At 65.3% G+C, this 20,034-nt stretch carries 14 protein-coding genes; 10 read left to right on the top strand and 4 right to left on the bottom strand.

The window, feature by feature from the left end; all coding sequences use genetic code 11:
* Positions 1-37: 37 nt before the first annotated feature.
* Together GGR61_RS13180 and GGR61_RS13175 are read right to left on the bottom strand one after the other, a co-directional pair.
* Positions 38-3,286 (bottom strand): efflux RND transporter permease subunit, encoded by a 3,249-nt coding sequence (locus GGR61_RS13180; protein ID WP_184621878.1) that lies wholly within the window; start codon positions 3,284-3,286, stop codon positions 38-40.
* A 93-nt stretch (positions 3,287-3,379) separates the two neighbouring features.
* Positions 3,380-4,621, bottom strand: coding sequence for an efflux RND transporter periplasmic adaptor subunit (locus GGR61_RS13175; RefSeq protein WP_184621876.1), 1,242 nt, complete (start codon positions 4,619-4,621; stop codon positions 3,380-3,382).
* A 260-nt stretch (positions 4,622-4,881) separates the two neighbouring features.
* Between GGR61_RS13175 and GGR61_RS13170 the strand changes: the two genes are divergently transcribed.
* The 7 genes from GGR61_RS13170 to GGR61_RS13140 all read left to right on the top strand — a co-directional run bounded on the left by GGR61_RS13170 (position 4,882) and on the right by GGR61_RS13140 (position 13,779).
* Positions 4,882-6,198 carry a M20 family metallopeptidase gene (locus GGR61_RS13170; RefSeq protein WP_184408019.1) on the top strand — a complete coding sequence of 439 codons (1,317 nt, stop codon included), beginning with the start codon at positions 4,882-4,884 and terminating at the stop codon, positions 6,196-6,198.
* Between the two features lie 169 nt (positions 6,199-6,367).
* Positions 6,368-7,183 carry an NADPH-dependent 7-cyano-7-deazaguanine reductase QueF gene (gene queF, locus GGR61_RS13165; protein ID WP_184621874.1) on the top strand — a complete coding sequence of 272 codons (816 nt, stop codon included), beginning with the start codon at positions 6,368-6,370 and terminating at the stop codon, positions 7,181-7,183.
* Positions 7,184-7,282: 99 nt separating this feature from the next.
* Positions 7,283-7,576 carry a LysM peptidoglycan-binding domain-containing protein gene (locus GGR61_RS13160; RefSeq protein WP_184621872.1) on the top strand — a complete coding sequence of 98 codons (294 nt, stop codon included), beginning with the start codon at positions 7,283-7,285 and terminating at the stop codon, positions 7,574-7,576.
* Between the two features lie 63 nt (positions 7,577-7,639).
* Positions 7,640-8,203, top strand: coding sequence for a hypothetical protein (locus GGR61_RS13155; RefSeq protein WP_184621870.1), 564 nt, complete (start codon positions 7,640-7,642; stop codon positions 8,201-8,203).
* 402 nt (positions 8,204-8,605) lie between these two features.
* A complete protein-coding gene (locus GGR61_RS13150) occupies positions 8,606-10,837 on the top strand; it encodes an NADP-dependent isocitrate dehydrogenase (RefSeq protein WP_184621868.1) in 2,232 nt (743 codons plus the stop codon).
* 269 nt (positions 10,838-11,106) lie between these two features.
* The gene (gene aceK, locus GGR61_RS13145; protein WP_184621866.1) at positions 11,107-12,846 is read left to right on the top strand and encodes a bifunctional isocitrate dehydrogenase kinase/phosphatase; all 1,740 of its coding nucleotides are present in this window, start codon (positions 11,107-11,109) and stop codon (positions 12,844-12,846) included.
* 60 nt (positions 12,847-12,906) lie between these two features.
* Entirely contained in the window at positions 12,907-13,779 is an 873-nt protein-coding gene (locus GGR61_RS13140) for a hypothetical protein (RefSeq protein WP_039518532.1), read from the top strand.
* 217 nt (positions 13,780-13,996) lie between these two features.
* Here the strand turns inward: GGR61_RS13140 and rho are convergent, their stop codons facing one another.
* Positions 13,997-15,853 (bottom strand): transcription termination factor Rho, encoded by a 1,857-nt coding sequence (rho, locus tag GGR61_RS13135; RefSeq protein WP_184408013.1) that lies wholly within the window; start codon positions 15,851-15,853, stop codon positions 13,997-13,999.
* Positions 15,854-16,069: 216 nt separating this feature from the next.
* Complete coding sequence (trxA, locus tag GGR61_RS13130) at positions 16,070-16,411, bottom strand: thioredoxin TrxA (protein WP_184408012.1); 342 nt, start codon at positions 16,409-16,411, stop codon at positions 16,070-16,072.
* 198 nt (positions 16,412-16,609) lie between these two features.
* On the opposite strand from trxA, the gene rhlB reads away from it, so the two are divergent.
* The 3 genes from rhlB (at position 16,610) to ftsX (ending at position 20,034) form a co-directional block, all read left to right on the top strand.
* On the top strand, positions 16,610-18,325 hold the full coding sequence (rhlB, locus tag GGR61_RS13125) for an ATP-dependent RNA helicase RhlB (RefSeq protein ID WP_184621864.1): 1,716 nt from the start codon (positions 16,610-16,612) through the stop codon (positions 18,323-18,325).
* A 75-nt stretch (positions 18,326-18,400) separates the two neighbouring features.
* Positions 18,401-19,087: a cell division ATP-binding protein FtsE gene (gene ftsE / locus GGR61_RS13120; RefSeq protein ID WP_184408010.1), complete on the top strand. Its 687-nt coding sequence runs from the start codon at positions 18,401-18,403 to the stop codon at positions 19,085-19,087.
* On the top strand, positions 19,084-20,034 hold the full coding sequence (gene ftsX / locus GGR61_RS13115) for a permease-like cell division protein FtsX (protein ID WP_184621862.1): 951 nt from the start codon (positions 19,084-19,086) through the stop codon (positions 20,032-20,034). Before ftsE ends, ftsX begins: the two co-directional genes overlap by 4 nt.

Here is a 20,034-nt window from a genome sequence, read left to right as displayed (position 1 = left end):
AGGCCGGAAATCCGATCAGCCTTCGCTGCACCAGTGGTCATGCCGGGCGCTCCGAGGTGGAGGCCGGGGTCACACCGTCGCGGCGGGCGGCACGGCGCGCACGCCAGGCGCGTAGCCGCTCACCGGCGCGTTCCATGTACAGGTAGATCACCGGGGTGGTGTACAGCGTCACCAGCTGCGATAGCAGCAGGCCGCCGACGATGGCGATGCCCAGCGGGCGACGCAGTTCCGAGCCGATGCCGGTGCCCAACGCCAGCGGCAACGCGCCCAGCATCGCGGCGGCGGTGGTCATCATGATCGGGCGGAAGCGCAGCAGGCAGGCGCGGCGGATCGCTTCGTGCGCATTGGCGCCTTCGCGGCGTGCGTCGATCGCGAAGTCGATCATCATGATCGCGTTCTTCTTGACGATGCCGATCAGCAGCACGATGCCGACGATGCCGTCCACCGACAGGCTCAGCCCGCACATCATCAACGCCAGCAACGCGCCGACACCGGCCGGCGGCAGCGTGGAGATGATCGTCAGCGGGTGGATGTAGCTTTCGTACAGTACGCCCAGCACGATGTAGATCACCACGATCGAGGCCAGCAGCAGCCACACGATATCGGTCTGGCTGCCGGTGAATTCGGCGGCCTTGCCGATGAACTGCGCATGCACCTGGGTCGGGATCTTCAGGTCTTCGCGCGCTTTTTCGATTGCCGCTACCGCCTGCGACAACGAGTGCCCCGGTGCCAGATTGAACGAGATGGTCACCGCCGGCAGCTGCTGCTGGTGGCTCACCACCAACGGCGTGTTGGTGACCTTGGCTTCGGCCAGCGAGGCCAGCGGAATGATGCTGCCGGCGCCGACGACGATGCCGGTGTTCTGGTTGCCCACGCCGGTGGCGGTGGACGAGTTGGACGAGGTCACCTGGCCGAAGCTGGTGGCATTGGTGCCGGTCAGCGCGCCGCTGCCGTTGCTGGCCACCGCCAGCTGATTCATCAGCGCGGTGCTGCTGCGGAATTCCGGCGCCACTTCCAGCACCACCCGGTACTGATTGAGTTCGGTGAAGATGGTGGAGATCTGGCGTTGGCCGAAGGCGTCGTACAGCGTGTCGTCGATGGTCTGCATCGGCACGCCGAGCATGCTGGCCTTGTCGCGGTCGATGGTCAGTTCCAGCGCACGTCCCTGGTTGGCCAGGTTGTTGTCCACGTCGGCCAGCTCGGGCAGCTTGCGCATCGCCTCGGTCATGCGCCCGGCCCAGGTGGCCAGCTCGGTGCTGTCCACATCCGAGATCGAATATTGGTATTCGGTGGCGGCCACGCGCGTGTCCAGGGTGACGTCCTGCACCGGCTTGAGGAACAAGGCCACGCCCGGAATGCCGGCCACGGCTTTTTGCAGGCGCGGCAGCACCTCGTCCAGGCCCTCGCGGTCGCCGCGCGTCTTCAGCACGATCGACAACTGGCCCTGGTTGAGCGTCGGGTTCATGGTGCCGGCGCCGATGAAGGCGGCCACGCCGGTCACGGCGGGGTCTTTCTGCAGCGCCGCGGCCACCGCCTGGGTGCGCTGCTCCATCTGCGGAAAGGCCACGTTCTGGTCGGCCTGCACCACGCCGGTGATCAGGCCGGTGTCCTGTTCGGGCAGCAGGCCCTTGGGGATCGCCACATACAGCACCACCGTCAGCGCCACCGCACCGATCGCCACCGCCAGGGTCAGCGGCTGATGCGCCAGCACCCAGTCCAGGCTGCGCTCGTAGGCGCCCACGGTGCGGGTCCACAGATTGGTCTTGCCGGCCGCAGCGTCACGCTCGTGCGCGTCGTCGCTTTCCGGCAATGCGTCGGGCTTGAGCAGGTAGGCGCACATCATCGGCGTCAGCGTCAGCGACACCAGCATCGAGATCACCACCGCGATCGACAGCACCCACGCAAACTCGTGGAATAGCCGCCCGGTGACGCCGGGCATCAGCAGCAGCGGCAGGAACACCGCCACCAGCGAGACGGTCAGCGACAACACGGTGAAGCCGATCTGCTTGGCGCCGATTTCGGCCGCTTCCGGCCCGCTCTTGCCCTGTTCGATATAGCGCACGATGTTTTCGATCATCACGATCGCATCGTCGACCACGAATCCGGTCGCCACCACCAGCGCCATCAGCGACAGGTTGTCCAGCGACATGCCGGCGAACGCCATCACTCCGAAGGTGCCGGCCAGCGACAGCGGCACCGCCACCGACGGAATGATGGTGGCCCACAGCCGGCGCAGGAACACGAAGATCACTGCCACCACCAGCGCGATGGTCAGCACCAGGGTGAACTTCACCTCGTGCACCGAGGCGCGGATGGTTTCGGTACGGTCGGAGAACACTTCCAGGTGCACGTCGGCCGGCAGCACCGATTGCAGCTGCGGCAGGATGCTGCGGATCTGCTCCACCGTCTGCACGATGTTGGCGCCGGGCTGGCGGCGGATTTCCAGCAGCACCGCCGGCTTGCCATTGGCCCACGCGGCGAGCTGGTCGTTTTCCACCCCGTCCACCACCTTGGCCACATCGGCCAGCCGCACCGGCGCGCCGTTCTTGTAGCTGATGATGGTTTCGCGGTACTGCGCCGCATCGGTGAGCTGGTCGTTGGTGCCGATACTGTAGGACTGGGTCTTGCCGTTGAGCGAGCCCTTGGGCGCGGAGACATTGGTCTGGGTGAGTGCGCTGCGCAGCGACTCCATGGTCAGGCCCATGTTCGACAGCTGCGCCGGGTTGACCTGGATGCGCACCGCAGGCCGCACATTGCCGGCGATCGACACCAGGCCCACGCCCGGCACCTGCGACAGGCGTTGGGCCAGGATCGCATCGGCGTAGCGGTTGACCTCGCGTAGCGGCAGCGAATCGGAGGTGAGCTTGAGCGTGAGGATCGCTGCATCGGCCGGATTGACCCGGTTGTAGACCGGTTGATACGGCAGCGACGAGGGCAGGGTGGCCTGGCGGATCGCCGCCTGCACGTCCTGCGAGGCGATATCGATGTCGCGCTCCATCGAGAACTGCAAAATGATGGTGGACAAGCCCGCCGACGAGTCGGAGGTCATCATCTGCAGCCCGGAGATCTGCCCGAACTGGCGCTCCAGCGGCGTGGTCACCAACGAGGCCATGGTGGTCGCGTTGGCGCCGGGGTACTGGGTGGTGACGACCAGGCTGGGCGCGTCGATTTCCGGCAGCGCCGAGACCGGCAACTGCCGGTAACCCAGGATGCCCAGCAGCAGGACGCCCGCCATCAACAACGAGGTGGCGATCGGACGGCGGATGAAGATGGTCGAAAAGCCCACGGGGGGTGTCCTTGCTGGAGACGTCAATCGAAACCGGCGCGCAGGGCGCCGACGCGCACTGGCGACGGAAGTCCCGTCGCCAGCGGTCAGGCGTTAGCGCGGGCCGCCGCCACGGCGGCCACCGGTGCCGCCGCGTTCCTGCTTGTCCTGCACGGCCTTGAGTTCGGCCTCGGTGGGTTCTGGCGGGGTCTCGCCCGGCTTGAGCGCGCTGACCTTGCTGCCCGGCTTCAAGCGGAACTGGCCTTCGGTGACCACGCGCTCGCCCTGCTTGAGGCCTTTGGTGATCTGCACGTGGCTGTCGTCCACTTCCACGCCCTGCACCACGGTGCGCATCTGCGCGGTGTTGTCAGTGCCGACCACGTAGACGTAATCGCCATCCGGGCCACGCTGCACCGACTGGGTCGGCACCACGGTGCCGCCGGAGATCGTGCGCAACTGCAGGCGCACGTTGACGAACTGGCCCGGCCACAGCGCGTTGTCGGTGTTGGCGAAGATCGCGCGGGCGCTGAAGGTGCCGCTGTCGGCGGAGATACGGTTGTCGATCACGTCCAGCTTGCCGTCGCCGCTGATGATGTGCGCATCGCCGCGATCCAGCGCCGCCACGTCCAGCGGTGCGGCTGCCTGACCGCTGCGCACTGCCTGCAACTCGCGCTCGGGCAGGTTGAAGGACACGTAGATCGGGCGGATCTGGGTCAGGGTGACGATGGTCGAGCTGCTGCTGACGATATTGCCGACGTCCACGCCGCGGATGCCGGCGATGCCGTCGATCGGCGCGGTGACGCGGGTGAACTGCAACTGCACCTGTGCCGAGCGCATCTGCGCATCGTTGGCCGACACCGCTGCCTCGTACTGCGCAACTTGGTTACGCTGGGTATCCAGGTCGGTGCGCGAGACGTACTGCTTGTAGGCCGGGTCGTTGGAGCGTTGGTAGTTCACGCGCGAGGTCGCCAGCAGCGCCTGATTCTGCCGCTTGGCCGCCAGCGACTGGTCGTAGCTGGCCTGCAGCGTGCGCGGGTCGATCTGCGCCAGCAGCTCGCCCTTCTTCACTTCCTGGCCTTCCTTGAAGTTCAGGCTCATCAGCTGGCCGCCTACCTGCGGGCTGACCGTGACCGTATTGAGTGCGGTGACCGTGCCCAGCGCGCTGGCGTAGACCGGCACATCCTGGGTGGTGGCGGCCACCACCGTGACCGGCACCGGGCCGCTGTCCTCGCTGCCAGTGTCGTCCGGCGCGCCGGACCGCTTGCCGTGATTGCCCCCGCCCAGCATCCGCACTGCGACCAGCACCACGACGAGCACCGCTACGACCAGCAGTGTGATCTTCCAAAAACGCGACATGCGACAACTCCTGAGGGCGGGCCGGTCGCGTGGATGCGACCGTGGGGGCGGCGATGCGAAGCATATCGTTGCAGCAAGGCAATTGAGTGTTACTGAAGTAACGGCTTGCCCGGCGAAACGACCAACACGTTCACAGATGCGGTGCAGCGGCAACGCGTCAGGGCCGCTGCGGTTGACCGCCGGCCTGAATCGGGCCCCACTGCAGCCCATCCAGCGCATGGGTGGACTAAAGTGAAGTTCCATTTTCAGAGGATGTTTCGATGCGCCACTCCCGGCTGCTGACCAGCGCGCTGCTGCTTGCCCTGCCCACCCTGGCCGCCGCCCAGGCCGCGCCCCGGCCCGAAGTCCAGGCCGCCGCCGCGCCGTTGCAGAGCAAGCTGGTGCAGTGGCGCCGCGACTTCCACCAGCATCCGGAGCTGTCCAACCGCGAGGAGCGCACCGCTGCCACCGTCGCCACGCAGCTGCGCAAGCTCGGTCTCAAGCCGCGCACCGGCATCGCCCATCACGGCGTGGTGGCCATCATCAAGGGCGGCAAGCCGGGGCCGAAGATCGCCTTGCGCGCCGACATGGATGCCTTGCCGGTGAAGGAGCAGACCGGGTTGCCGTTCGCCTCCAAGGCCACCGCCGAGTACCGCGGCGAGCAGGTCGGGGTGATGCACGCCTGCGGCCACGACGCCCACACCGCGATCCTGCTCGGCGTGGCCGAAGCGCTGGTGGGCATGCGCGAGCAGCTGCCCGGCGAAGTGATGCTGATCTTCCAGCCCTCCGAAGAAGGCGCACCGGGCAACGAGGAGGGCGGCGCGTCGCTGATGCTCAAGGAAGGCCTGTTCGCCGACTTCAAACCGCAGGCGGTGTTCGGCCTGCATGTGTTCTCCAGCGTGCAGGCCGGCAAGATCGCGGTACGCAGCGGCCCGCTGATGGCGGCCTCGGACCGCTTTGCGATCAAGATGATCGGCCGCCAGACCCACGGCTCGGCACCGTGGAACGGCATCGACCCGATCGTGGCCAGCGCCGACATGATTTCCACCGCGCAAACGGTGGTCAGCCGCCGCGCCAACCTGTCCAAGCAACCGGCGGTGCTGAGCTTCGGCGCGATCAAGGGCGGCATCCGCTACAACATCATCCCCGACGACGTGGACATGGTCGGCACCATCCGCACCTTCGACGAAGGCATGCGTCAGCAGATCTTCGCCGACCTCAAGACCGTGGCCGAGCACACCGCTGCCGCGCATGGTGCCAAGGTGGATGCGCAGGTGCCGGACCAGCCTGGCAACCCGGCCACCGTCAACGACCCCGCACTGACCGCCAAGATGCTGCCCAGCCTGCAGGCCGTGGTCGGCGCCGACAATGTCTACGAGCCGCCGTTGCAGATGGGTGCGGAGGATTTCTCGTTCTACGCCCAGCAGGTGCCGTCGATGTTCTTCTTTGTGGGTTCCACCGCCAAGGGCATCGACCCGGCGACTGCGCCCAGCAACCATTCGCCGCAGTTCCTGCTCGACGAATCGTCGCTGGATGTGGGGTTGCGCGCGCTGTTGCAGGTGTCGCTGGATTATCTGCATCAGGGTGAGGCGGGCTGAATGGGGAGTGGGGAATAGGGAATCGTGTGCAGTTGCACGGTTCTCGCTGAGCGTTGGCGATCGAGTGGGGCGGCGGGCAGCTTGAAGGCCCGCTGCTTGGGTCGCCAGCTCGGTGCTCCAGCGTCTGCCGTATACCTCACGGCCAGCCCGCTCGACTTAAAATGACGGGATGAATACCCCAGAAGATTCCACACTCGGTCGTGAGGTCGCCTATCCCAGCGGCTACGACCCGTCCCTGTTGTTTCCGATTCCGCGTGCGGCCGGCCGTGAGGCGATCGGCCTGACCGGTGCAGTGCCCTTTATCGGCCGCGATCGCTGGCATGCCTACGAACTCAGCTGGCTCGACGCGCAGGGCAAGCCGTGCGTGGCCACCGCAACCTTGCACGTGCCCTGCGATTCGCCCGCCTTGATCGAATCCAAATCGCTCAAGCTGTATCTGAACTCGCTCAACGCCACGCGTTTCAACAGCGCCGAAGCGGTGCGCACGCGCATCGCCACCGACCTGTCCACGCGCGCCGGTGCCGATGTGGCGGTGGAATTCGGTCTACCGCCGATCGATGCGGTGGGCGAGGGCGAATCGATCGATATGCTCGATGTCAGCATCGACGACTACGGCCCGCCGAATGCCGCGTATCTGGCGGCGCACGAACTGGCTTCGGTGGAAGAGATATTGACCTCGGCCTTGCTCAAATCCAATTGCCCGGTCACCGGCCAGCCGGATTGGGCCAGCGTCACGCTGCGTTACCGCGGCGCGCCGATCGACAGGGAAGGGTTGCTGCGGTATCTGGTGAGTTTCCGCGACCACGCCGAGTTTCACGAACAATGCGTCGAACGGATTTTCAATGACGTGCTGAGCCGCTGCGCGCCGGAATGGCTGACAGTGGAAGCGCGCTATACCCGCCGTGGCGGGCTGGACATTAACCCGCTGCGTAGCTCGCCCAGCGTGCCGACACCGCTGTCGATCTTCCGCGACGTGCGCCAATGACCGCGCAGCCAGGATCGCGCCAGTTTCACCCAGGCGCGATCCACGCTTAACGGCGCTGCACGCACGCTGCAATGACCTGATGTTCGAAGGATTGCAGCAATGAGTGCCGACAAGAAAGCCGATTTCTCCGACGTGACGTCTTCGGTCGATAGCACCGCACAGATCTCGCCTGCGCCAGACGTTTCCAACGTGCGTACCAGCGTGCATGGCACTGCACAGCTGGTCGGAGAATCGGTCACCGTGCAGACCGGTGACACCTTGTCCAGCATCGCCAAGCACCATCTGGGCGACGGCAATCTGTGGCCGCGTATTTTCGAAGTCAACCGCGAAACGCTGAAGGATCCCGACAAGGTGTTCCCGGGGCAGGTGTTGCACTTGCCTCCCAAGGCATAGGCGCATTGCGCGCTGAAGACGGTTGAAAGACCAACGATCCGTTCGATCTCTGGAGATTGATCCATGCGTAGCATATCCATTTCAAGCACCCTCGCCGTGGCGCTTGCCTGCGTCCTTGCGCTTTCCGGGTGCAGCAAGAAGGCCGACGACGCCGCCGTGTCCAAGGATCCGACCTCCGGCGCCGCCACCGCTGCGATGCCCGGCCCGGCCGGAACTCCACCAGCGAGTGACCAGGCTGGCCAAAGCACCGCCTCCGGCGCTGCAAGTACCGAGACCGCCGCTCCTGCCGCGACGGGTTCCGGCGTCACCGTGTCCAGCGTGGTGGTCGGCACCGAGGTGGCGGCCGACAAGAGCGTCAAGCCCTCTGCCAACATCGGCCTGAAAAACACCATCATCGTCTCGATCAAGACCCATGGCAGCGCGAAAAACGTGCCGGTTTCGGCCAAGATGATCTTTCAGGACGGTCAGGTGGCAGGCGAGCAGACCGCAACGCTGAATACCGACGGCGCCGAAACCACCAACCTGAGCTTCAACAAGCCATACGGTTGGCCGACCGGTACCTACACCATCGAGACGACGGTGGGTGGCAAGCCGGCAGGTTCGCCGCAGACCATTTCCGTGAATTGATCGGTCAAGCGGCTGCGTGCCCACGCACGCGAACTGCATGCACAGCCGTTTCGGGGCGATGAGCGCTGCCACTGCTCCTGGCAGATCCCGGGCCAACACGGTGAGAATACGCGCTATCGCACATGCAACACCTCAAAAGGCGCGATCACACGATCGCGCCTTTTGACTGCGTGACCCATTCGTTACAGCTGCATCCATGTCGATGGGCCGGGTGACGGGATGGAGCGTCCGCCCGTGGTCGCTTTACCCGGGCGCGGCTCAGACGCGACAATGGCCTGCTGATCCATCGCCGCGTGCTACGCGCTGGCCGATCGGCGTGCCATCAGCGACCTCCGTCGCGCACGCCGGCGCCATCGTCACTGGAGGCGGCGCTCCTTCCGACCACACGAGCCATCGCACCCTATGTCGAAGACACCGAAGATCATCTACACGCTCACCGACGAAGCACCCTATCTGGCCACGCAGTCGCTGCTGCCGATCATCGATGCCTACACCGATACCGCCGGCATCGTGGTCGAAACCCGCGACATCTCGCTGGCCGGCCGCATTCTTTCGCTGTTTCCGGAACAGCTGACCGACGCCCAGAAGATCGCCGACGACCTTGGCGAGCTGGGCGCGCTGGCCACCACGCCGGAAGCCAACATCATCAAGCTGCCCAACATCAGCGCGTCGGTGCCGCAGCTCAAGGCCGCCATTGCCGAATTGCAGAGCCAGGGCTATGCATTGCCGGACTACCCGGACGCACCCAAGGACGCTGCCGAAAAAGACATCAAGGCGCGCTACGACAAGGTCAAGGGCAGCGCGGTCAATCCGGTGCTGCGCGAAGGCAACTCCGATCGCCGCGCGCCGTTGTCGGTGAAGAATTACGCACGCAAGCATCCGCATCGCATGGGCAAGTGGAGCAGCGACTCCAAGTCGCACGTGTCGCATATGCAGGAGGGCGACTTCTTCGGTAGCGAGCAATCCACCACGCTGGCGGCCGCCGGCACGCTGAAGATCGCGTTCGTCGGCAACGACGGCAGCAGCGCCGTGCTGAAGGAAAGCGTGGCGGTGAAGGCTGGCGAAATCGTCGATGCCGCCGTGCTGAGCAAGCGTGCGCTGGCCAGCTTCATCGACGCGCAAATCGCCGATGCCAAGGCCAAGGACGTGCTGTTTTCGGTGCACCTGAAAGCCACCATGATGAAGGTCTCCGACCCGGTGCTGTTCGGCGTGGTGGTCGGCGAGTTCTACAAGGACACGCTGAGCAAACATGCCGAAGCGCTCGCGTCGGTCGGCTTCGATCCCAACAACGGCATCGGCGATCTGTACGCACGCATCGGCTCGCTGCCGGAAGCACAGCAGGCGCAGATCAAGGCCGACATCAAGGCCGAATATGCGCAGCGTCCGGCCTTGGCGATGGTCAATTCCGACAAGGGCATCACCAATCTGCATGTGCCCAGCGATGTGATCGTCGATGCGTCGATGCCGGCGATGATCCGCGACTCCGGTCAGATGTGGAATGCCGAAGGCAAGCTGCAGGACACCAAGGCCGTGATCCCGGATCGCTGCTACGCCGATGTCTATCAGGCGGTGATCGACGACTGCAAGGCGCATGGCGCATTCGATCCGTCCACCATGGGCTCGGTGCCCAACGTCGGCCTGATGGCGCAGAAGGCCGAGGAATACGGCTCGCACGACAAGACCTTCCAGATCGCCGCCGCCGGCACCGTCAAGGTCACCGACGACACCGGCACCACCGTCTTCGAACACGCGGTGGACGCCGGCGATTTGTGGCGCATGTGCCAGGTCAAGGACGCACCGATTCAGGACTGGGTGAAGCTGGCGGTCGAGCGTGCACGTCTGAGCGATACCCCGGCCGTGTTCTGGCTGGACAAGGCGCGCGCACACGATGCGCAGGTGATCGCCAAGGTCGAGAAATACCTGAAGGACCACGACACCAACGGCCTGGATCTGCGCATCCTGCCGCCGGTGGATGCGACCACTTTCTCGCTGGAGCGCATCCGCAAGGGCCAGGACACCATCTCGGTCACCGGCAACGTGCTGCGCGACTATCTCACCGACCTGTTCCCGATCCTGGAGCTGGGCACCAGCGCCAAAATGCTGTCGATCGTGCCGCTGATGGCCGGCGGCGGTCTGTTCGAAACCGGTGCAGGCGGCTCGGCGCCCAAGCACGTGCAGCAGTTCGTCGAACAGAACAGCCTGCGTTGGGATTCGCTGGGCGAGTTCCTGGCCCTGGCCGCCTCGTTGGAGCATCTGGGCAACCGCTACGACAATCCGTCGGCCACCGTGCTGGCCAAGGCGCTGGACGTGGCCAATGGCCAGTTCCTGGACAACAACAAGTCGCCGGCGCGCAAGGTCGGTGAGCTGGACAACCGCGGCAGCCACTTCTATCTGGCGATGTACTGGGCGCAGGCCCTGGCCGCGCAGACCGAAGACACCGCATTGCAGGCCAAGTTCGCACCGTTGGCCAAGGCGCTGACCGACAACGAAGCCACCATCGTGGCCGAGCTCAACGGCGCCCAGGGCAAGCCGGTGGACATCGGCGGCTACTACCACCCCGATCTGGCCAAGGTCAGCGAGGCGATGCGCCCGAGCAAGACCTTCAACGACGTGTTGGCGACGCTGAAGGCCTGATCCAGACGCACCGCCTGGCGGTGCGTCCAGCAGGTGCAACAGGCAGGGCCCGCCTCGATGAGAGGCGGGCCTTGTCGTTTTTCTGGGCTTAATGCCATTGCGATAGCGCGGTCGGCATGTGCCAGGCCTCGCATGACGGCGCAATGTCTTTCCGGTCACGGGTGCTGTCCCTGGCTGCGAGCGGCCTCGGCATTCGTCGACGACGCGCCTGCTCGATTGGCCGGTTGTCTTGGCTGCACGCCGCAACATGCGCTGGGTACACTGCCGCCATGAGCCAGCTCCCGTTACCGCCGCAGTCCGAGCGCCGCGCACTGGCGATCGCCCAGGCCGTGTATGAAGCCTTCGAGGATTACCACGCACGGTTTGCCGAGATCACCGCACGTGCCAAGCAGCGTTTCGAGACGCGCGACTGGAGCGCCGCGCGCGACGACGCGGTCGCACGCATCGCGCTCTACGATCAATACATCACCGAATGCATGTTGCGTCTGCGCGCGGTGTTGCTCGGGCAGGCGCACGACCGGATCTTGTGGATGCGCGCACGCAGCCATTACGCCGCGCTGCTGAGCGGATTGATCGATCAGGAGTTGTACAAGACCTTCTACAACACCCTGACCCGGCGGTATTTCGGCACCCACGGGGTCGATGCCGAGATCGAATTCATCGCGCTGGATATCGAGCCGACCGATGCGATCACGCTGCCGGTCGCGCGCCATACCTACGCAGTCTCGCCGGGCCGGCTGACCGACATGCTGGTGCGCGTGCTCGGCGATTACGCGTTTGCCCTGCCGTATGCGCACCGTACCCGGTGCGCGGCCGCGATCGCGGTGCGCCTGCTCGACGATCTCGCACATTGGGGCGAGCATCCGGTGCGCAGTGTGGAACTGCTGGAGACGGTGTTCTACCGCGAGCGTCGTGCGTATCTGATCGGGCGGGTGTTTGGCGAACATCGCTTTTCCCCGTTCGTCATTGCGCTGGTCAACGACGCTGCCGGGTTACGCGCCGAAGCGGTACTGACCAAGCGGAGCGATGTCGCGCAGCTGTTCAGTAACTCGCGCAGTTACTTCCAGGCCGATCTGGCCACCGTCGGCGATGCGGTGGTGTTCCTGCGCAGCCTGCTCACCCACAAGCCGGTCGATGAGCTGTACACGATGCTCGGGCGTGCCAAGCAGGGCAAGACCGAACGCTATCGCACGTTTTTCAGCCATTTCCAGGCGCATCCAGCCGAACAACTGGTGCATGCCGACGGCACACCCGGCATGGTCATGGTGGTGTTCACGCTGCCCAGCTATCCGCTGGTGTTCAAGCTGATCCGCGACCGTTTTGCGTATCCCAAGACCATGAGCCGCGCGCAGGTCGAAGGCAAATACGAGTTGGTGTTCCAGCTCGATCGCATCGGTCGTCTGCTGGATGCGCAGCCGTATCGCTTCCTGCGGTTTCCCAAATCGCGCTTCTCGCCTGCGCTGCTGCAAGAACTGCAGACCAGCTGCGCGCTGAGCCTGAGCGAGGATGGCGACGATGTACTGATTGCGTTGTGCTACGTGCAACGGCGCCTGCGCCCGCTGAATCTGTATCTGCGCGAACAACTGCCCGAGGCCGCGCATGCGGCCGCGCTGGACTACGGCCAGGCGATCAAGGACATGGCGCGCAACAACATCTTTCCCGGCGACATGCTGCTGAAGAATTTCGGCATCACCCGCCATCAGCGCGCGGTGTTCTACGACTACGACGAGCTGTGCCTGATCACCGAATGCACCTTCCGCGACTGGCCGACCCCCAGCACCTATGAAGAACAGATGGCTGCCGAGCCCTGGTTCCACGTCGGCCCGCGCGATGTGTTTCCCGAGCGCTTCGCGCTATTCATGGGCTTGCCACCCTCGCAGCTGGAAGCGGTCAAGCACCTGCACCCGGAACTGTTCGACCCGCAATGGTGGCGCGACCTGCAAACTCGCCTGCGCGAGGACGACTACCCCGACACCCCGCCGTATGCGGATTCGCGTCGGCTGGCCTAAGATGTTTCGTTTGCATGTGCACACTGGTACAAAGAGCGCTTGGATCAATGGAGAGTCGTGATGCAGTGGAAGCAAAAAATCGTGCTTGGCTTCGCTATGGGACTGGCACTGCTCGGTAATGCACAAGCGGGTTCCAGCAGCGCTCGCCAGCTGACCGAGGCGAGTATGAATGTATCGGGTACCCTGACACTGACCCCCGAGGGTGTCGTCACCGCAGTGGCGCTCAAGGATGAGGCCCAGTTACCGGTGGCCGTTCGCGAGCGGGTCAAGCACTCGATCGCGGCGTGGCGCTTCGATCCGGTGAAAGACGATGGCAGCGCCTTGCCGGCAACCTTGCCGATGAATCTGCTGTTGGTCGCCAAGCCGACCGATGACAATCGGTATCTGATTTCGATCCGTAGCGCGCATTTCGGCGGCGAGGCGCAGGATGTGGGGAGCGTGCGCTCCAAGGACATGCAACCACCTGCCTATCCGGTGAATGCCTTCCGAGGTGGGGCGACGGGTGTGGTCTATCTGCTGCTCAAGATCGGTCGTACGGGAAAGGTCGAGGATGTGGTCGCCGAGCAGGTCAATCTCACCGCGCTGGTGCCCGAGTCCAAGCGCGCACGCTGGCGGCAGGAGTTTGCCGATGCGTCCATGAGCAAGGCGCGTCATTGGGAGTTTCTTCCGCCAACCGAGGGCCCTGACGTCAATGCTCCTTTCTGGGTGATGCGCGTGCCGGTGACGTTCGAGATTGCCTCATCCGAGCGCGACCTAAACGCCAGGCAGAAGCAGTGGCAGGCCTACCTGCCGGGCCCGCGTCAGGCTGCGCCGTGGCGTAATGAAAGGAGTGACGCCGTATCGATCGACAGTCCTGATGCGCTGTCTGGCTATGGCTTGTTTTCGGTGCGAGGAGAAGGCGTTCGCTTGGCGACGCCGCTGCAGGAGGGATAAGGGAAGAGGGGCTTGCGCCTTGCTCCCGCGCGACGCGCTCTGTCAGGCAGATAACCAGATCTGGTTTTTGTGTCGTGCCATCGAGCAGCGGCTGTCACCGTTGCTGCAGGTGTCATGCCAAGCGCTTCGCATCGAATACCGGAGACTCTGCATCATCACCCAACTACAAAAAAGCCCCGCGATGCGGGGCTTTTTTGTATCGAGAATGCCGAGCGACTCAGCGCTTCATCGAACTGAAGAACTCGTCGTTGGACTTGGTGGTCTTCATCTTGTCCAGCAGGAATTCCATTGCCGCGATCTCGTCCATCGGGTGCAACAGCTTGCGCAGGATCCATATCTTCTGCAGCAGCTCCGGCTCGATCAACAGATCTTCGCGACGCGTGCCCGAGCGGTTGATGTCGATCGCCGGGTAGACGCGCTTTTCGGTGATGCGACGGTTCAAATGCACTTCGCTGTTGCCGGTGCCCTTGAACTCTTCGTAGATCACCTCGTCCATCTTGCTGCCGGTCTCGACCAGCGCGGTGGCGATGATGGTCAGCGAGCCGCCTTCTTCGACGTTACGGGCCGCACCGAAAAAGCGCTTCGGACGGTGCAGCGCGTTGGCATCCACACCACCGGTGAGCACCTTGCCGGAGCTGGGCACCACGTTGTTGTAGGCGCGCGCCAGACGGGTGATCGAGTCGAGCAGGATCACCACGTCCTTCTTGTGCTCGACCAGGCGCTTGGCCCGCTCGATCACCATCTCGGCGACCTGCACGTGGCGCGCGGCCGGTTCGTCGAAGGTGGAGGAGATGACCTCGCCGCGCACGGTGCGCTGCATTTCGGTCACTTCTTCCGGGCGCTCGTCGATCAGCAGCACGATCATGTGCACTTCGGGATGATTGCTGGTGATGGCCGTGGCCACCTGCTGCATCATCATCGTCTTGCCGGCCTTGGGCGGGGACACGATCAGCGCACGCTGACCCTTGCCCTGCGGCGCCATTAGATCCAGGATGCGGCCGGTGATGTCCTCGGTGGACCCATCGCCACGCTCCAGACGGAAGCGGCGGCGCGGGAACAGCGGGGTCAGGTTCTCGAACAGCACCTTGTTCTTGCTGGCTTCCAGCGGCTCGCCGTTGATGGTGTCCACGATCGACAGCGCAAAATAGCGTTCGCCGTCCTTGGGGAAGCGGATGCGGCCGGACAGATGGTCGCCGGTGCGCAGGTTGAAGCGGCGGATCTGGCTGGGCGAGATATACGTATCGTCCGGGCCGGCCAGGTAGCTGGCTTCGGCGGCACGCAGGAAGCCGAAGCCGTCGGGCAGGATTTCCAGTACGCCGTCGGCGGCAACGCCTTCGCCGTGGCGGGTCAGCACCTTGAGTAGGGCGAAGATCACGTCCTGCTTGCGCGCGCGCGCCACGCCTTCCTGGATGTTGAGCTGATCGGCGATGTCCAGCAGCTTCTGCGCCGGCATCCGCTTGAGGTCGCTCAGCGAATAGATCGGGAAGCCTTCCGGCACGGCCGGATGCGGACGTGCGATGAACGGCTCGTTGCTGCCATCGGAAGACGGCATGCCGCCGCCTTCGTTGCCGAACCTGTCGCGCGGCCCGCGGTCACGGCGGTTACGGAACCGGTCGCGGCGATTGCCTTGCTGGTTCTGCCCCTGGCCCTGCGGATTCTGCCCGGCGTTCTGGCCCTGACCCTGACCCTGTTGCTGGCCTTGGCCTTGGCTCTGTTGCTGGCCCTGGCCCTGCGTCTGATTCTGCTGTTGCTGCGCCTGGTTGAAGCGCTGCTGCTGCGACTGGCCGCCTTCGCGGGATTCGCCACGGTCGCCGCCCTGACTGGTGCTGGGCGGGTTACCGGCATAGGGGCCATCGCTGGACGTCTGCGCCGGTACCGAATCGGCAGCGTGCGACGGTGCCTGCGGAGCGCGTGGAGCGTCGGGTGCGGGGCTGGCGGGCAAGGGCAGGTTGGGCTGCTGTGCGCCGGCATCGTCATGGGCGACGGCGGTCTTGCTCACGCGCGGCTTGCGCACGCGCTTCTCGACAGGAGCGTCGACGCTGCTCCCGGTATCGGAGGAAGGATGATCGGACAAGTGCGTGATTCCTCGCTAAGAGTGCGAGCGCCCGGCTGGGGGGCGAACTTTGGTGATGGGAGTCTAGAAGATGTTTCTAGAGGGGTACGGCGGTGCACGAGCGTGCGCCGGATCAGCTGACACTATCACCGCTGCGCGCAACCGCGCAAGCGTCTGCCAGGGCCGCAGTTAACTGCTGGCGAACCACAGGGCGCCCATTGCTGGACGCCCATTCACTCAGGCAGCTGCGCCGCCCAGGGTCTTGTCGATCATCTGGGTCAGCTGGCCCTTGCCAACTGCCCCGATCTCGGTCGCCTGCACCTGCCCGTCCTTGAACAGCAGCAGCATCGGGATCGAGCGCACGTGGTACTTGACGGCCAAGGCGCGGTTCTGGTCCACATTGACCTTGGCAACCTTGAGTCTGCCCTGATATGTAGTGGCCAGATCGTCCAGCACCGGGGCGATCATCTTGCACGGGCCGCACCATTCGGCCCAGAAATCCACCAGGACCGGTTCACTGGATTGCAGTACAGCTGTATCGAAGTCGGCATCGCCGACATGTTGAACCTTGTCGCTCACGTTGGGTCTCCTGGAAACCAAAACGGCCCACCCGACCGGGCAGGCCGCCACATTGCGTTAAACTGGGGCATTGCGCGACTGAATCAAGTGTCAGTCCTGAAGCCGCGCTGTCCGCCACAACTGCCGCAGTTTGCGACGCTGTCGGCATCGATGCAAGCCGCGCCCGGGCTGCCCAGGGCGCCTCACGAAGACGGAATAATGAGCGACAAACCGCTGACCGATTTGACTTTTTCCACGTTCGACCTGCATCCGGCGCTGATCACCGGGCTGGAGAGCGCCGGGTTTACCCGCTGTACCCCGATCCAGGCGCTGACCCTGCCGGTCGCGCTGCCCGGCGGCGATGTCGCCGGGCAGGCCCAGACCGGCACCGGCAAGACCCTGGCGTTCCTGGTGGCGGTGATGAACCGCCTGCTGATCCGTCCGGCGCTGGCCGACCGCAAGCCGGAAGACCCGCGCGCGCTGATCCTGGCCCCGACCCGCGAACTGGCGATCCAGATCCACAAGGACGCGGTCAAGTTCGGTGCCGACCTGGGCCTGCGCTTTGCGCTGGTCTACGGCGGGGTGGACTACGACAAGCAGCGCGAGCTGCTGCAGCAGGGCGTGGACGTGATCATCGCCACCCCGGGCCGGCTGATCGACTACGTCAAGCAGCACAAGGTGGTCTCGCTGCACGCCTGCGAGATCTGCGTGCTGGACGAAGCCGACCGCATGTTCGACCTGGGCTTCATCAAGGACATCCGTTTCCTGCTGCGGCGCATGCCCGAGCGCGGCACCCGGCAGACGCTGCTGTTCTCGGCCACGCTCAGCCATCGCGTGCTCGAGCTCGCCTACGAGCATATGAACGAGCCGGAAAAGCTGGTGGTCGAGACCGAGACCATCACCGCCGCACGGGTGCGCCAGCGCATTTATTTCCCGTCCGACGAAGAGAAGCAGACGCTGCTGCTGGGTTTGTTGTCGCGTAGCGAAGGCGCGCGCACCATGGTGTTCGTCAATACCAAGGCGTTCGTCGAGCGTGTGGCGCGCACGCTGGAGCGCCACGGTTACCGGGTCGGCGTGCTGTCGGGCGACGTGCCGCAGAAGAAGCGCGAGTCGCTGCTCAACCGCTTCCAGAAGGGTCAGCTCGAAATCCTGGTCGCCACCGACGTGGCCGCGCGCGGCCTGCATATCGACGGGGTCAAGTACGTCTACAACTACGACCTGCCGTTCGATGCGGAAGATTACGTGCACCGCATCGGCCGTACCGCGCGGCTGGGCGAAGAGGGCGATGCGATCAGCTTCGCCTGCGAGCGCTATGCGATGAGCCTGCCGGATATCGAGGCCTATATCGAACAGAAGATCCCGGTCGAGCCGGTCACCACCGAGCTGCTGACGCCGTTGCCGCGCACCGCGCGCGCGCCGGTGGAAGGCGAGGAGGTCGACGACGATGCCGGCGACAGCGTGGGCACGATCTTCCGCGAAGCGCGCGAACAGCGTGCCGCCGAAGAACAGCGTCGCGGCGGTGGCCGCAGCGGCCCGGGTGGCGCATCGCGCAGCGGCAGTGGCGGCGGTCGCCGTGACGGCGGCAGTGCCGATGGCAAGCCACGTCCGCGTCGCAAGCCACGCGTGGAAGGCGAAGCGCCGGCAGCGGCCGCGCCGACCGACACCCCGGTGGTTGCGGCGGCGTCGGTCCAGGCGCCGTCCCCCACCGTGGACGATGCCGAGCGCGCACCGCGCAAGCGGCGGCGTCGCCGTAACGGCCGTCCGGTCGACGGTGCCGAGCCGGTGGCGGCCATTCCGGTGCCCGCGCCCGTCGCGCCGCGCAAACCGACCCAGGTGGTCGCCAAGCCGGTGCGCAGCGTTGCCAAGCCGTCAGGCAACCCGTCGCTGCTGAGCCGTATCGGCCGTCGCCTGCGGTCGCTGGTCTCCGGTAACTGATCGTTTGCGATCTCAATCGCATCGCCGGACGTCGGCGATGCGACGCAAGCGCTGGCGCTCCGGCATAATCGCTGGATGACCGTCCTGCGTTTCGACAATGTCAGCAAGCACTACGCCGGGGGCCACCAGGCGCTGACCGATGTCAGCTTCGAAGTGGCCGATGGCGAGATGCTGTTCGTGACCGGCCACTCCGGCGCCGGCAAAAGCACCCTGCTCAAATTGATCCACCTCAGCGAGCGGCCCAGCCAGGGTGCAGTGCTGCTGGGCGAACGCAACCTGCTCAAGGTGCGCGGCCGGCAGATTCCGCTGCATCGTCGCCAGGTGGGCGCGGTCTATCAGGACCATCGCCTGCTCAACGACCGCAGCATCGCCGAGAACGTGGCGTTGCCGCTGATCCTGCGCGGCACCCGCCGTAACGAGATCGGCAAGCGGGTGCGTTCGGCACTGGAGCGGATCGGTCTGGCGCATCGCGAGAAGGCGTTGCCGTCGCAGCTGTCGGCCGGCGAGCAGCAGCGCGTGGGCATCGCCCGCGCCATCGTCGGTGAACCGCGCCTGCTGGTGGCCGATGAGCCCACCGGTAATCTCGATCCGGCACTGGCGGCAGAAATCATGCAGTTGTTCGCCGAACTGCCGGCGCGCGGCACCAGCGTGCTGGTGGTCAGCCATGATCTGGCGCTGCTCAAGCAGATGCGCAAGCGCGTGCTGATCCTGGACCACGGCCGGTTGGTCGATGACATCTCGCCGCAGGATCTGGCCGAATGAGCAAGCTCGCCAATACCGAAGCCGTCGCGCCCTCGCGCTTTGGCGTGTGGATCGACCACCACCTGCACAGCATCGCCTTCAGCCTGGGCCGGGCGACGCGCAAGCCGTGGGCCACCTTGCTGACCGTCGTGGTGATGGCGCTGGCGCTGGCCTTGCCGCTGGGGCTGTCGATCGCGCTGGACAACGTCAAGCTGCTGGCCGGCAGCGTGCAGCAGTCGCGCGAGATCAATCTGTTCCTGAAGGTCGAGATCGGCGCCGATGCCGCGCAGGCCCTGGCCGGCGAGCTGCGTGCGCGCCCGGATGTCGCCCAGGTCACGCTGCGCACACCGGCGCAGGGGCTGGCCGACCTGCGTGAGAGCGCCAAGCTCGACGAAGCGATCGATGCGCTCGGCGACAACCCGTTGCCGACCTTGTTGATCGTCACGCCGACCGATACTGCCGACGATGCGCAGCTGGCCGGCGCGCTGCAGGCGCTGCCGCAGACCGATCAGGTGCAGCACGACGCGCTGTGGCGCAAGCGCCTGGATGGATGGCTGCACTTCGGCGAGCGGCTGGTGCAGGTGTTGTCTGCATTGCTGGGTGTCGGCGCGGTGCTGGTGGTCGGCAATACGGTGCGGCTGGATATCCAGTCGCGGCGCGAGGAAATCGGCGTGCTGCAATTGCTGGGCGCCAGCGACGGCTTCATCCGTCGCCCGTTCCTGTATCTGGGCGCCTGGTACGGGCTCGGCGCCGGCGCTGTCGCGCTCGCATTGATCGCCGCCTCCGGGCTGGCGCTGCGTGCGCCGCTGGCGACCCTGGCCGACAGCTACGGCAGTTCCTTTACCCTGCACGGGCTGGATCTGCTGCATTCTGCGATGGTGCTGGTCGGCACCCTGGTCCTGGGTTGGCTGGGCGCCTGGCTGGTGACCGGCCATTTCCTTCGCCAGACCCGTCCCACCGAGACCTGA

This window comes from Xanthomonas sp. 3058 (assembly GCF_014199765.1).
Taxonomy (GTDB): Bacteria; Pseudomonadota; Gammaproteobacteria; order Xanthomonadales; family Xanthomonadaceae; genus Xanthomonas; species Xanthomonas campestris_B.
This window is presented reverse-complemented; position numbering and strand designations above follow the sequence as displayed.